2 protein-coding genes are annotated in these 15,750 nt (G+C 58.3%); both read right to left on the reverse strand.

Annotated features, from left to right (window positions below):
* Window positions 1–26: 26 nt before the first annotated feature.
* On the reverse strand, window positions 27–287 hold the full coding sequence (locus AACH44_RS10995) for a hypothetical protein (protein WP_109225721.1): 261 nt from the start codon (window positions 285–287) through the stop codon (window positions 27–29).
* Entirely contained in the window at window positions 288–15,728 is a 15,441-nt protein-coding gene (locus AACH44_RS11000) for a hemagglutinin repeat-containing protein (RefSeq protein ID WP_338659234.1), read from the reverse strand.
* Window positions 15,729–15,750 lie beyond the last annotated feature (22 nt).

The following is a 15,750-nucleotide window of genomic DNA, read 5'->3' on the forward strand; positions in this document are numbered from 1 at the left end:
TTTTTGGAAGCCGGGATCGTTTCAGTCTATTTTGGATATGAGATTGCAATCTTATATTCATCACAGATAAATCCCTCATCTGCTCTATTATGAGGGGTTTTATCCGTTGAAAAATATCTTAATGTCGGTTCTTCCTTTTTTATTTTCAGTTGTAACGATTGTGACATTTTTTTAGAGAAGAATATAACTTTCTCCATGTTAGACCATCCATCTGATATCTCTCTCACTGAGTTACCTTCAGCAAGAGAGATCTCGATAGCGTGGTCTATATAAGGTGATTTAGTCATTTACTTACCCAAGTCTATTTTATCTATCAATTTCAATTGACTATTGTAGTCTTTTATAAAGTACTGAGTGGCGCCACCGGGACCCAGTAATGGGTTAGCCATTACTTGGCCAGAGGGGATTCTTATATCATTAGTAATCTCATAAATTCCCATTTGAGGGCGGTATCCGAACTCTGGATGAGGTGATACTTGTAGGTTTTTAAATATTGACTCTCTGCTAAATCCTGCATCTAGCAATGTATTCCATGACGTATAATAAGACGATTGTCCTGGTATCCCGCCGTACACTCTGCTACCAGCAGGTAAAGTAACCATTCCCCATTCATCTGCCTTATATCCCCATTGAACCTGATCAGATTTCGCAATGTGAATATCAAAATTAGACGACTCCCGCGCCTTCTGGCTTTCCGCGACATTGGCCTTGATGCGATCGGCCATTGACATCGTGGTATTAGTTGCTTCAGATGCCTTGCTAACACTATTTACACTATAGTAGCCAGCCAATGTACTCACGATCCCATGCAACTGCATCACCCTGTCGTACTGCGATGCCACTTCATTCCAGTCTTTGTTATTCGCCTCCGCGATAGCGGTAATGGCCGCATCGCGGGTAATACTGCCTGTATCTAGACCGTTCAGGATGGCACTCGCATTCGCGGCGTCTTCTGGATACAAGTCTTTAAAGATCAATCGGTAACTTGCAGCACTTTCACCGTAACTGTTCAGCGCCTGCTGCGCCTGAGCCACCAATGCCGAGCACGCCCCGCCCGATTTATTCCCCTGCGTACAGATATCACGAATGGCCTGATCGCGGTCTTTATCCAGTTGACGGGTATCAGCCAACTCTTTCGCTTCATCCTGCGTCAGTGTCCCGGCTTTCTCCTTGCGCTCCAGTGCCGTTTTCTTTTCGGCTTCTTTCGCACTCAAGAAGTTATTCTCCACCGCATTACGCCCAGACTGCGCGCCGCTGGCGGCAGACGCCGTGCTGTTGCCTGCCAGACCGGATACCAGCCCGGAGGCCAGCGTGGAAAGCGCACTGACTGACTGCTTTTCCTCTTCCGTCAGGTCGTTTGCCGTCTTGCCGGGGTATTGATCGGCCATGATGGCGCGGGCGATCAGTTCACCGCTGGAGGCACCGATCGCCCCCGCAGCCGCATCCTGACCCGACAGTTGAGCGACCACAGCCCCCACCACCGCGTGCGCCATCGCGTTGGCTGCGATATCCGACGCCGTGATTTTGCTTTCATCCTTCGGTATCGTGACATCTTTCACCAACTGCGCCAGATACGGCGATGCGCCACTGGCAATTGCTTTCTGGATGTCCCCACCCGCCAGTGCCTGAATCGCCGCCGTGGCTGCCTGTGCCGCTCGCTGGAAGTCACTGCCCGTGCCGTATTTTTGCATCTCGGCTTTGTAGGTCGGCGATTCCGTCAGCGCCTTTTTATAGTCTTCCCATTCCTGCGCCGAATCACCGTCTTGCGGACGGTTGACTTTGGCATCGCCCTTGGCCTCTGCGGCTTTCTGCGCCTTCAGCTCGCCTTCTGTGCGCACGATATCCATCACCTGCGCACCAATTTCACCAATCAGCTGCGCCTGTTTCAGGCGTTTTTGCTCTTTCTCTTTGTTAAAGATCGGGCTGAGCGCATTGTTCGCGTGCTCAACATCACGGCTCAGCGTGGCGATATCTTGCACCTGCTTCGCCGTATCCCGCAACAACAAGGTGCCATCGCTCACCGCTGCATAGGTGTTGCTAGCCGCATTGCCGCTGTTACCCAGCGACATCAGCGCCGACGGCACATTCATCGCCAGCGTTGAGAGCAGGCTACCGCTCATAGATGGACTGGCGCTAAAACCTGCGCCGCTGTGCTCCACCTTGAATTCGGCTTTATTATCTAACCCGTTCCAGCCCAGCGTGCCCGTTTCCAGCCGGTTTTTCTCGGCGTTGGCGGTCGAGCCAATCACGGCGGCGTCAAGCTGGGTATGCTCACCGGTTTTTATACCAAATCCGTCTTTACCCGCAAAGAGCCCAGCCTGTTGCTGCACGCTGTCATAGTTGCTGTGGATCTTGTCTTTGCTGAGGCTGATATAGCCGCTGCCGCTACCGCCGCCCCAGGTAAAACTGCCGCCCGCTGAGCCGCTAACCTGTTTAGAATCATACCGCTCGCTGTCTTGCTGACTTTGCAGCAGCAGATTGCGTCCGGTATCGACATCAATGCGCTCGCCGTTCACCTGCGCGCCAATCAGTCGCGTGTCACGTTCGCTTTTCAGCATGACGTGGTTACCCGCATCCACCGTCGTTTCTGACCAACTGTTGCCCGTACCGGTTTCCCGCCCTTTCGCCGCATTAGCGTTGGCGAAAATGCTGAGCCCCGCACTCCCGTTGCTCAGTCCCAGGCTGATGCCGATATTCCCGCCGCTGCTGCTGTTTTTACCGCTGATCTCCTCGCTGTTACGGGCTGAGAGCAAGTGAATATCCTGCGCCGCGTTCATCATGACGTCGCCGCCCGCTTTAAGCTGGCTGCCTGCGACTGTGATATCCCCGGTACGCGATTCGATACCAATATCTCCCGCCGCATTCAGCGTCGAACCAAAGCTCTGTTTCTGCTCGCTAGTCTGGCTGGAGCGTGAGTTTTGCGCCCCGAGAGAAATACTGACGCCGACAAAAGACGCTTCCCCCTTGTTGTTCAGCTCGGACTGGCTGCCCTGATAGACCTGATACCCGGACAGCCCGGCTTTCATGCCCTGCAGCAGCGCCAGTCGGCTATCACTTTCACTTTTCGCCGCCTGAATGCTCTGCACCGCGCTGTTGAGCGCCGAACCCACCACGCCGGATAGCGCCACGGTCAGACCCGCGCTTTTCTGCTCAAACTCCTGCTGTTGTTTGCGCGTATCATAGCCCGGATCGAGGGTGACATTGTTGCCTTGCAGGAAGATGTCTTTTCCGGCCACCATATCGGTGCCGCTGATCGTGACATCGTTCCCGGCCTTCACCGTCACCGAATCGGTCGTGCTGCCAAGGGTGCTGATGCTCTGACTTTGTGTCGCCGCCTGATCGCGCAGTTTCTGGCTGGTCGAGGTTGAACCGATGGTAAAACCAATACCGCCGCCGCTGAATAGGCCGCTTTTTTTCTTGCTGTGCTCTTCATAGTTCTGGTAGTTCTCTACGCTGGCGGCAGTGTTGACGTCATTATTCGCCAGCAGCGTGACCTGTTTGTCACCGACCACTGCGGAGCCTTGTAGATTGATATCCTGATTGGCCGCCATCGTGACACTGTCACCCGACAACAGACTGCCTTTCTCGTCGGTTTGCAACGTTTCCCGCAGGGTATGCGTCACCGTCTTCGAGAAGGCCTTTTTCTTGACCTTCGTTTCTTCAAAGAAGGTGTGCTGCGTTTCCGTGGCCGACAGCAGGTTGATGTTGTTACCCGCCTGCACCGTCACCGCACCGCTCGCCACGCCCTGTGCTGCTTGCAGATTGATATCCCTGCCCGCTTGCAGGTTCAGACCCTTGCCGGTCGTTAACTCGGTGCTCTGTTGGGTGATGTTTTGCTGCCAGTCGGCGTGACGGTTCCACCAGTTGCCGCTGTAGGTTTCTTCCGTCTCAGACAGCAGGTTGAGATCGCGTCCGGCTGCCAGTGTCGCATTGCCTTTGGCGTTCAAGCTGGCCGCGTCGGACAGCACATCCCGTCCGGCCACCAGATTTAGATCGCCCCCGCTCAGGAGTTGGCTGTTTGCCACGTCCTGCGTGCGGCGCTGCGCGGTACTGCCGCCCTGATACAGCGTCTCTTTCAGCGTGTCCTGCGCAGTCAGGCGGATATCATTACCCGCCGCCAGCGTCAGCGCCGTTCCACCGGAAAGCGAGCTGGCATCGATCTGAATATCCTGACCCGCCACCGCGCTCAGCGCACCACCTGCATTGACGGTGCTACCCTGCACGGCTGTGTTCAGCGCGGTGTTGCTGCTGCCCCAGCCGATATCTACGCGGTTATTGGTCAGCGTCAGCGTCTCAATCGCTACATTGCCTTTGGCGTTCAGCGCCATGTCCTGTCCGGCGTTGAGCGTAGCCGCCACGTTGCGGATATCCTTGCCCGCGCTGAGCGTCAGGCTATTGCCCGCGACAATCTCGGCGGTTTTGCCGAGTTCAGTGAAGACCAGCGAGCCAGTGCCGCTGCGCGAAGCCGTCGGCTGTGCGGTCTGGAAGTTGCGGCTTTCGGTTCGGTTGATGATATCGCCGTTAATGCTGGCGAGTTGCAGCGTGTTGCCTTCAATTCGGCTGCCGCTGTTGGTGATGTTGTTGAGCGCCACCAGATTCAGGCCGCCGTCTGATTTGATCAAGCCGCCTTCGTGGTTATCAATCTTGTCGCCGCTGGCGATCGCCAGCAATTCAACCGCATTAAGCGTGCCGCTGTTGGTGACGCTGCCGCCCGCATTCAGCTCAACCTTGTTCGCGACAATCGCGCTGCCCTGCAGGTTGCTTTTATCCGCCTGCGCCAGATACAGCTTCGGTGCCAGCACGGTCTGCCCGTTAACCTCGATATTTTCCCACCAGACCATGCTTTGACTGAGGTTCGCAACCTGATCCGGCGTCAGGCTGACGCCCAGTTGCAGGTTCATGCCTTTCTGCGCCGCGGCCGCGTTATCCAGCAGTTTCTGCATTTGTTCCAGATCGGAGCCGGTGCCATTCAGGTGACGCTGCCCGCTCTGTTTCAACACCGCCTGGCTGATGTAGCGGATATCAAACTCCGCATCCCCGAGGAAGCGGTAATCGTGGTCTGCATCCAGATTCAGCTTATCCAGCAGATAGGATGACCCCAGCACCTTATCGGCCTGCGTCCACTGCGAGCGCGTCTCGACCGGTACCACCGTTGACGGCTGCTGCCCCAGCAGCGTCTGCAGATCGCTGAACAGTGCGTTATCCACCTGCCCCAGCTGTTCCAGTTTCGGGTTGGTGTGGATCAGGTAACGGCTGTCCGCATTCGGATCGACAACCAGCAGCCCGTTATTGCTCGTCGGCAGCGGATAATCGGCAAGCGGGTTGGTGCTCAGGTTTTGCAGCCCGTTGCCGATGGCGTTCAGCAGGTCTGTGGCAGAAAGAGGTTGTGGCGCAGAAGGCGTGGCTCCGCCCGGCAGAGTGTCTGCACTGACCGTCGGCTTCGGTGCATCAATCGCCGCCATGCCCGGCGTGGTCAGTGTGGCGGGGCTATCTACCGTGCCCGCTATCGTTACACCCGTTGCGGTATTGTCCACGTTAATCGGCGTCAGGCTCTTGCCGCCATCGGGCCGTTGGCCTGTCGACGTGAGCGCAACGGCATCAGGGTTGCTGACGTGACCGGAAGCAGAAGGCGCTAACACCACCGCATCGCCGGTGTTGAGCGTCAGCGGCCCGGTGGTAGTCGGTGCCGCAATCACCGCTGTGATGTTCTCCGCCTGTGTTCCCGCTTGCAGCGCAGTGCCTGCCTGCTGCGTCAGCGCCACGGCTTTGCCCGCCGCCGCCACGCCTGCGGCATTGCCTGACAGCGCAGCCTGTCCGCTGTTCGTTTTGGTGACGTCTACCGTACCCGCGTCAAACGACGAATCCTGACTGGTCAACTGGCGCGTGGTCTGCTTCTGCAACGGCGACAGCGTGGTGATAGCATCCAGCACCGGTTTGGTTGCCGCAGGCATAAATCCGCCGCTGCCCGGCTGCAACGTGGTATTGCTAATATCTTGCTTAAAATCGGCGGTAATGGTGCCGCCCGCCTGAATTAACGCGTTATAGCTTTCGCCAACGGTTTTTTCGTAGGTTGGGGAGTCATCCAAGACATAAGATATATATGGAGAAACATAAATATCTGATGATCGTGGTGTATTGTTTTTTTGTGTTAAGTTCTTCCCACCTGCGTATCTATACGTTAAATACTCATTTAAAACACCACTTTGATAAGATTGGTTATTTAATCTATTTCCTTTCAATAAAAAATCATTCTTTGAAAATAGTTGAGATGCTCTATTCTCTAATTTATCCACATTAATTAATACATTATTTCCTGAACTTATTTTACCTGCATCCCCTTCTGTATTAATTTTAATATCTTTACTGTTAGTTAAAATTTTTTGAATAATGGCACTTTCATAAGGTGCATACTCATATGAATAGGATGTACTCTCCCTTCCGCCCTCCCCATCACCTCCTCCTCCTCCTCCACTACCATGTCTGACAGTTGTTACGGTAGTGTATATTCCATAATCACTATTTTTGAACCATGATGTAGGTATGTTGACTCTCGTAGCTCCTAACCACGACGGTTTTTTATCAATACCTAATTCCGTTTCCGTCACCACCAGTCCCTCACGCTGATTGGTCAGCGTGCCGGTGTTAATCGTGATGTCGCCGGATTGCGTTTCGATGGTGCCGGAGCTGTTGAGCAGCGAGGTGCTGGCGTTACCCTGCGCATCGCGTTGCACCCACAGGCTATTGCCCGCCAGAATGGTGCCGAACACGTTGGTCAGAGAGTCCGACAGCAGGCGCATATTGCCGCCCGCATACAGCATGCTGCTGTTATGCAAGACACTCCCCGCCTGCACCAGCAGGTCACCCGTAGTGCCAATCAGTCCTTTGTTATTCAGCGTTTTATCGCTCACCAGTGTCAGATTACCGCCGGCCTGAACGCTGCCCGCTTCCAACTGTACGATGTCTTTTGCACTGATCCGCGACTCGCCGCCGCCCGCCAGAATGCGGCCCTGATTGGTCAGCGTGCCGGTACTGGTCAACTGGACGGATTGACCCTGTAACGTCCCGCGCTGGTCAAGGTCGCCCGCCACGTTCAGCGCCAGCTGTTGCCCGGCGGCCATGGTTTGCGTGAAGGTCAGCGGCCCGGTGAGTTCGGCGGTCAGATTGCCCAGTGCCACCAGTTGCCCGTCCTGCTGCAGTTCATGGGTTTTCAGGCGCAGATCCTGCGCGCTGTAGAGCTTCGCGCCCTGACGGTTAATCAGGCGCTGCGTCTGCAGCGCCAACTGTGTCAGACCCAGCAGCGTGCCGTGGTTGTCCAGCTCGTCGGCGATAATTTCCAGTTCACCCGCCTGCACCAGCCCGTTATTCACCCACTGCGGAATTTTCAGCGTCAGCTTATCTTGCGCCATCAGGCTGCCCTGTTGGGTAAACTGCTCGGTGTTGACGGCCAGTCCGCGCCCCTGTAACCAGCCGTGGTTGTCTACCGCCGCCGCGTTGAGCGTGGTGGTGCCGTCGGATAACAGCTGCCCCGCCTGCTGGTTAACAATCTTATTTTTTCCATCCAATTGCAGCGCGGCGGTGCCCTGTACCGTGCCGCTATTGGTTAACGTATTGCCCGTCAGCGTGGTGGTCGCGGCTTTGATGTCGCCCTGATTATTCAACGCGGCCGCCTGCACGCTCAGCGTGCCATCACTGCTTAAACGCGCCTGCGGGGCATTAGTGAACTGGCCAGCGACGGTGGCGTTAAGCGCACGGTCACCGCGCAGGATGCCGTGGTTAGTGAGTGCATCTGCATCCAGCGTCAGCGTGCTGCCCTGCACCTGACCGCGGTTGGTAATATCATGCGCAGTCAGGTTCAACTCCCCGCCGCTAACCAGTTGGCTGCCCTGCGCGCCCTGATAGGCACCGGTCAGTTGCAGCGTCCCGCGTTGTACGCCCAGCAGATTGCCCTGCTGATCGAGATCGCGGGCGGTCAGGCGCAGATCGTCCGATTGCCACAGCCCCTGATTACTCAGCACGCCGGTCGTTAGTACGCCCACGCCGCCGCTAAGCAACCGCCCCGTAGCCAGATTATCGACGCGGTCGGTGAGCTGCAGCGTAAAGCCGCCAACACCCGTCAGCGTGCCGCTGTTCTCCAGCGTCGTGCCGGTCAACGTCACCGCGCCCTGCGAGAACAGATCTCCCTGATTACGTAACTGGTCGCCGTTGAGCGACAGACTGTTCAGCCCCGCGACGGTGCCACGGTTATCAAACGTATCACCGTGCAGCGTCAGCGTGCCCGCCTGCCATAAACCGGCGTTATCTGTCTGTTTAGCACGGAGCGTGGCCGCCCCTTTGCTGAGCAACTGGCTGCTTTTATCGCCGACATAGCGCAGGACGTCGAGCAGGCGCAGCGCGTCGGTGCCCTGAATGCGACCCTGATTATCCATCTCGCGGGCGCGTAGTTGCAGGTCACCGGCCTGTAATGCACCGGCGTTGCTCAGCGTGCCGCTGTCGAGACGGCCCGAGCCGTTGGTCAGCAGTTCCGCCCCGGCACGGTTAATCAGTTCATCCCGGTTTGTGACCGTCAGGCCGTTGCTGCCCAGCACGCGCCCACCGTTATCCAACGTGCCGGTGGTCAGGTTCAGCGTTCCCGCGACTATCTCACCGCTCTGCGTCAGGCGGTCGGCTGTGATAAGGGCGTCACCGTCACTCAGCAAACGAGACTGGGCACTTCCCTGATAGGTGTTCAGTAAATCAAGACGCATCCCGTCCTGACCGAGCAGCGACCCGCCGTTTGTCAGGGTGTTCGCCGCCAAGGTCAGCGTGTTGCCCTGCCAGAACCCGTCGTTAATGACATCACCAGCCTGCGCCTGCAGGGCACCGTTGGTCAGCAGTTGACCGGTGCCGCCGACCGTCAGACCATCGCGCAGTTCCAGCGTGATACTGCGCTCACCGATAACCGTGCCGGTGTTGTCGAACGCACCGCCATTCAGCGCCAGCGTCCGACTTTCCCAGCGTCCGTTATTGCGTAGCTGGTTGCCGCGCAGCGTCAACGTGTCAGCAGTATGCAGTAGACCTGCCCCCTGATAGTCGCCATTGAGCGTCAGCGCCCCGTCAGCAATCACGCTGCCCGCGTTGTTTATCGCACCACTGTCGAGCGTCAACTTACCCACGCCGGACACGGTGCCTTGATTGTCGAGCAGGCTGGCGCTCAGCCAGCTGTCGCCGCCGGAGAGCAGCGTGCCCTGATTGGTTAATCGGCTGGTTGGATTGGCGCGATCTAGCGTGATCGTTAATCCTTTATCCCCCTGCATCCGCCCGCGGTTGGTCAACTGCTGCGCGTCAAACGTCAGGCGGTCTGCCTGCACGTCGCCATCGTTGATCACGTTTGCGGCACGTAATGCGGCAAGTCCCTGCGAAAGTAACTTTCCGTTCTTTTGGTTATTCAGATCGTTGGTTGCTGCCAGCGCCAACGCATGAATACCAAAAATCTGCCCGCTGTTGGTCAGGCCAGCGGCCTGCAGCGTGATGTCGCCCGCCTGCCACTGACCGTGATTCTCAACCTGATCCGCCGTCAGCGTGCTGCTGCCCTGACTCAGCCATTTGCCTTGATTGCGTGCCGTCCCCGCAATCGCCAGCGTCAGTGCATCCACGCCCAGCATCTTGCCCTGATTGTTCAGCGTATCGGCGTCTACCTTCAGCTCCAACGCTTCCAGCGTACCCTGCTGGTCAATATGGTTCGCTACCACACCCAGCGTGGTGCTGCCACTGATAAGACCGCGGTTATCCAGTTTATCGCGCACATTCAGTTGCAGGTCATCGGAACCCTGTATCTGCCCGTGGTTCAGCACATCCTCAGCGGTGATGCCTGTCCGTTGGCTGGTGAGGTCACCGGTGTTGGTCAACGTACCGTCCAGCGTCAGTTGCAGGTCACGCGTGCCGTTCAACTGACCGCCGTTGGTCACCTCATCGGCAGTAATGGTCAGTGTCTGGCTGTTCAGCGCGCCCTGATTATCAAGATGATTGTCGAGATCCAGCGTCAACCCGTTCACGCCCGTCAGGATGCCCTGGTTGAATACGTCCTTGGCCTTGAGCGTCAGCGCCGTGCTACTGATGTCACGCGTATTATTCAGCGCCCCATTCAGATTTAGATTCAGGCTGTCGACGCCGGTGATCGTGCCGTGGTTGGTCAGATCGCTGGCGTTCAGCGTCACCGCCGCTCCGTACAGCGTGCCGCGGTTGGTGAGGCTATTGCCGGTTGTCAGTTCAAGACGGTCGAGGCCGTTGATTTTCCCGCTGTTGTCCAGTCTGTCGGCCTGTGCGGTCAGTTGATGGCTGTTCAGCGTGCCCTGATTGGTTAACGCGTCATCCAGCGTCAGTTGCAACCCGGTCGCGCCGGTGAGGGTGCCTTCGTTGGTCAGCGTGCGGGCAGCGATATCGGCGTTATCGCTCCACAACGTGCCCTTATTGTGTAATTCGCCGTTTGCCAGCGTCACCTTCAGTGATTTGTCGCCCTGAATATGGCCGACGTTGGTCAGTTGCTGCGCGTCCAGCGTCAGGCTGTCCGCCTGCCACGCACCCTCGTTGCTCGCCTCGGCCGCGTTCAGCACCGCCATGCCCTGCGTGAGCAGCGTGCCGGTTTGCGTATTGGTCAGCGTGTTTTTCGCCGTCAGCGTCAGCGCCGACAGTCCCAGCAGTTGGCCGGCATTCTCGACGTCATCCGCCGTCAGGGTCAGCGTTTTCGCCTGCCATTGCCCACGATTTTCCAGTCGGTTGGCGGTCAGCGTGCTGTCACCCTGACTCAGCCATTTTCCACTGTTACGCGCCGTGGTGTGAATCGCCAATGTCAGCGCATCCACGCCCAGCATCGTGCCCTGATTGTCCAGCACGTTCGCCTGTACCTGCAGATCGCGGCTTTCCAGTGAACCCCGCTGATCGACCTGATCCGCCTCAAGCTGCACCCGCTGACTGCCGCTCATCAGGCCGCTATTGCGCGCCGTCCCCTGTAGCGTCAGGTGCAGTACGTCACCGGAGACCTCGCCCTGATTGAACAGGTCAGTCGCCGACAGCCCCAGCGTCGCCCCATAAAGCTGGCTCTGATTGGTCAGGCGGTCAGCAACGGTCAGTTGCAGCTCATCAATACCGGCAATCTCGCCGCCGTTAAACAGGGTATCGGCCGTAATCGCTGTCCGCTGCCCCAGCAGCGTGCCCTGATTCTCCAGCGCGTGCCCTTGCAGTTGGATAACGTTCGCCTGCCAGCGCCCGCGGTTGGTGAGCGTCGCTCCGGACCAGTCCAGCGCCCCGTCCGTCTGTAGCGTCCCGCTGCCCTGATAATTTCCCGCCAGTGACAGCGAGGTGACGGCCAGCACGGTTCCGGCATTCTCAACCGTCTCGCCGATAAGGGTTGCCGCGCCGTTACTGGCGAGTGAGCCCTGATGGGTTATCTGCGTCGCGCGTAGTTGCGTGTCGCCTCCAGACACCAGCGTACCGTGGTTGTCCAGAACACCGTCTGTTGCTCCGCCGCTATGGCGTGAGGATGACACGTTGAGTTGCTGAATATCTGCCGCCAGCGACAAGGCCATCGGCAGGAATGCGCGCTGACGATCGGCACTCACAGGCACGACCGTGATGTCGATATCGCCTTCGGCCTGAACCCGTCCCACGTTGGTGAAACGGGCCGCCTGCAGCGTCAGGTTATCTGCCCGCCACTCGCCGTGGTTCTCTGCCTGAGCGGCCTGTAACACCGCCGCGCCCTGCGTAAACAGTTTCCCGTTTTGTTGATTGATCAGCCCGTTTTGTGCGGTTATGAACAGCGCGTCAATTCCCAGCAGTTGCCCGGCATTCACGATATCGTCGGCCTGCAGAGTGAGATCCCCCGCCTGCCACTGGCCGCGGTTGTCCACCTGCTGTGCAGTTACCACGCTGGCTTTCTGTGTCAGCAAACTACCGTCATTGGACAGATTACCGGCAATCGACAACGTCAACGCATCCACACCCAGCATCTTGCCCTGATTGACCAACGAGGCGGCGTCCAGCGTGACGTTTTTCCCCTCCAGCGTGCCATTCTCGCTCTGGTTAACGTCGCCTGCCGTCACCGCCAGCGTGTTGCTGGCGCTGATCACCCCCGCATTTTTCAACTGACCAGTGAGCGTGAGCTGCAAAGCGTCCGTCCCAACTATGCCCCCCCGATTATCGAGATCGGTTGCCGTGACACCCAGCGCACGACTGCGCAACGCACCGGAATTGTAGAGGTTGTCGCCGAGCGACAGCGTTAGCGTATCGACACCGGTGATGTCGCCGTGGTTAAACAGATGATCCACGGATATAGCGACAGTATTGCCCAGCACCGTCCCCTGATTGGTCAACGTCAGGCCTTGCAGGGATAGCGCCCGGCTTTCCCAGTGCCCGTGATTCACCAGCGTGTCGCCGTGCAGCGTCAGCGTACCCGCCGTATTCAGCAGGCCGCGCCCCTGATAGTCGCCGCGCAGCGACAGCCCTGTTGCCGCCACCAGACGGCCGTCGTTAATCAGCGACGCGCCTGTCAGTTCAGTGCGCCCCAGGCTGGACAGCGTGCCCTGGTTATCCATCAGGCGCGCGAACAACGTGGCGTCCCCGCCTGTCGTCACGGTGCCACGGTTAACGAATGTGCCCTTGCCGTCAGTGGTGGGCAGCGTCAGAGATAAGGATTCATCCCCCTGGATCTGCCCGTCATTGGTCAGATTCTCCGCCGCCAACGTCAGGGTTTTCGCCTGCCACTCTCCAGCATTAACGACCTCTTTCGCCGCTAACGTCGCCGCGCCTTGAGACAGCAGCTTACCCGCTTGCTGGTTGGTGAGCCCATTTGTGGCCGTCAGCGCCAGCGAGGACACGCCAAGGACTTTTCCCGCGTTATCCAGTTCATTCACCTGCAACGCGACATTTTTCGCCTGCAAGGTGCCCTGATTATCAAACCGGTGTGCCGATGTGGTGCTGTCGCCCTCGCTCAGCAACTCCCCCTGATTCGACAGGTTGCCGGTTATCGCCAGCGTCAGTGCATCGGTGCCGTGAAGCGTGCCCTGATTGTCGAGCTGTGCCGCCTCCGCACGAAGCTGGTTACCTTGCAGCGTGCCGCCGTTATCCAGATTGCCGCTCAGGAAGAGCGACAGGTTATTGATACCGCTCATCGTGCCGCTGTTGTTGAGAGATCCACCGTCTGCCGTCAGGGTTAACGCCTGCAGCGAGCCCCGGTTCTCGGCCTTCGCGGCTTGAAGGCGCAGCGCCTCCCCGCTGAGCCAGTCGCCGCTATTGGTAAAGGTATCAGCGACAGTCAGGTTCACCGCGCTGAGCGCCTGTGCCTGCCCGCTACTGGTGAAGGTAGTCGCCTGAATAGCCAGTGCCTGGCCCTGCAACGCCCCGGCATTGCTGGCAGCCTCGCTGTGAATCGTCCAGTTCCCGGTGGCCAGCAGGCTGCCGCGGTTGTCCAGTTGCGCAGCGGTAATCTGTCCATCGCCGGTAAGGCTGGTTTTGCCCGCATTAAGCCAGCGCTCGGCATTGATCAGGAACTGCTGCGCCTGAATCGCGCCATCGGTCTCCACCTGCCCCGCGTTCACCGTCAGGTCGGTGCCCGCCAGCAGCGTGCCGCGAGCGGATTGCGTCAGTGAACGCGTGGCGTCAAGCTGCAGCACGTTGTCGGCCTGCAGCGTGCCCTGATTGGCGAGCGTGCCAGTATGCAACTGTAATACGGGGGCAGTAATCGTACCGTCATTGCTGAGACGGTCAGCAGTAACCTGCAGGGCGTTACCGGACTGCATCAGGCCGCGGTTATCCAGCGTGCCGCCCAGTGTCAACGCCAGTTTTTCACCCGCGCTGAGCGTGCCGCTGTTCACCAGACTGCCACCGTGCAGCGCCAGCATCTGTTGTGCGTTGATAACGCCGTGGTTTTCTGTCGTCTGGCTGGTCAGGTCAAGTGCGTTTGCCGTGACTTCGCCCTGACTGGTGAACCGGGTGGCCTGCGCAGTCAGCGTCGCAGCCTTCAATGTGCCACCGTTGGTGAGATGGTCGGCCAGCAAAAACAGCTGATTATCCGTCAGAATGTTGCCCTGATTGTTCAGCACCGTTTGCAGTTCAAGTTTCACTTCATTCTGGGCGCTGAGTAATCCGCTGTTGTCCAGACGCTGCGCGTTAACCGTCAACCGTTCGGCCGCCGCCAGCGTACCACTGTTCGTCAACGCGTTGCCGCTGAACGTCAGCCCCTGCAGCGCGGCGATATCGCCGCGGTTGTCCAGCGCATCCAGCGTCAGCGTGAGGCTCTTCCCTGCCAGCGTGCCGCGCTGCACCAGACGTCCGCCGTCAACGGCCAGCGCATTACCGGCGGTCAGGTTACCCTGCCAGTCGCTCTGCTGTTTGACGCGCACGGAGGCCTTGTTCTTCGCCTGAAATTGCGCGCTGCCGATGCTGTTAAGCGTAGTGGCCTCCAGTCGCACCTCTTCGGCGCCCGCGCTGCCTGCCAGCGACATGGTGTCCCCGCGCATATCAAGCACCCCATCCGCTTTGACGCCGCTTTGCGCATCCTGCTGCAGCGATTGCCCTGCATCGATCGTCATTTTGCCAGCGGCAAGCTGGGTAGCAGCAAGCGTGACGCCGTCACTTTTTATCGATAGTTGATTCGCTGACTTGACCTTACCCTGTGCATCGACGCCCGCACTGATGACGCTGTTTTGCGCTTTCAGTCCGCCCCCCGATGCCAGCTCGATGTTTTGTCCAGCACGCAGCGTCGCGTCCTGCAGCGTGATGTCTTGTCTGGCTTTCAGCGTCAGGGCCTCTCCCGCCTGCTGTTTGCCCTGCAGCGCCAGCATGTCTGCATCGACCTGAATAGTACCCTGCGCCACTGCATCGCCGAGGCTGAGTTTACCGTTCGCCGACAGCGTGATATCGCCGCTGCGCGCGCTCAGATTACCGACGTTAACGCCCACACCTTTATCACTGGAAATCAGTTTGATGCGGTTGGTGTACATGCCACCCAGCGCGCTCGTATCCAGCGCGACTTTTACATTACTGCCAGCCACGCCGCTGTCCGCCGCCTGCGCCGTCACCTTGCCCGTCGCGTCAACCTGATTAGCACCCAGCACAATCCGGGTCTCGTTGGCATTCAGCCCGGCATCAATCTGTGCGGTGCGGGCTATCAGGCTGAGGTAGTCGCTCTTGCTCGCATCCAGCCCCTGCCCGGTCAGCGTGATATCGCCGCGCTTCACGTCGATATGTTGCAGGTTCCCCTGCGCGTCCATCTGCGGTTTTCCGGTGGTCAACGTCACCTGCGGGGTGTTGATAAAGCCGCAGCCGTCGCAGGTAATGCCGTTCGGGTTGGCAACAATCACGCTGGCCTGCTTGCCACCCACTTCAAGGTAGCCCGCCAGCGTACTGCGGTTGGTGGAGACCACTTCATTGATAATGGCGTCGGCGGCTTTGCCCTTCAGATTGGGGTTGTTCTGGATAAGCCCGCCGAGCTGGGTAGAATTGAGCTGTTCCGTGCCGTTATTCAGGATCAGGCCGGGTTTGTCGACGTTAAAATCGTGGTACTGGTTGTGGGAGATCCCCGCGCTGTTTGGCGTGGCGATATTGATGACCGGGACGCCGTTGCCGGCCTGATCCAGCGCGGTATTGCCCGTCGCAACCTGCACGCCCGCGGCCATCGCTGGCAGCAGCGGCTGAAACGCAATCAGGTAGATCAGCGTATACGCCAGCAGGCGCTGTGTGGTTTTTACTGGTTTCATCCCTGATCCCCGATCTTAATGA

Source organism: Pectobacterium araliae (assembly GCF_037076465.1).
GTDB classification, from domain to species: Bacteria; Pseudomonadota; Gammaproteobacteria; order Enterobacterales; family Enterobacteriaceae; genus Pectobacterium; species Pectobacterium araliae.

Excerpts from the sequence above, each read along its gene's own strand:
- AACH44_RS10995 (WP_109225721.1), bottom strand. The coding sequence starts at position 287 with ATGACTAAATCACCTTATATAGACCACGCTATCGAGATCTCTCTTGCT.
- AACH44_RS11000 (WP_338659234.1), bottom strand. The coding sequence starts at position 15,728 with ATGAAACCAGTAAAAACCACACAGCGCCTGCTGGCGTATACGCTGATC.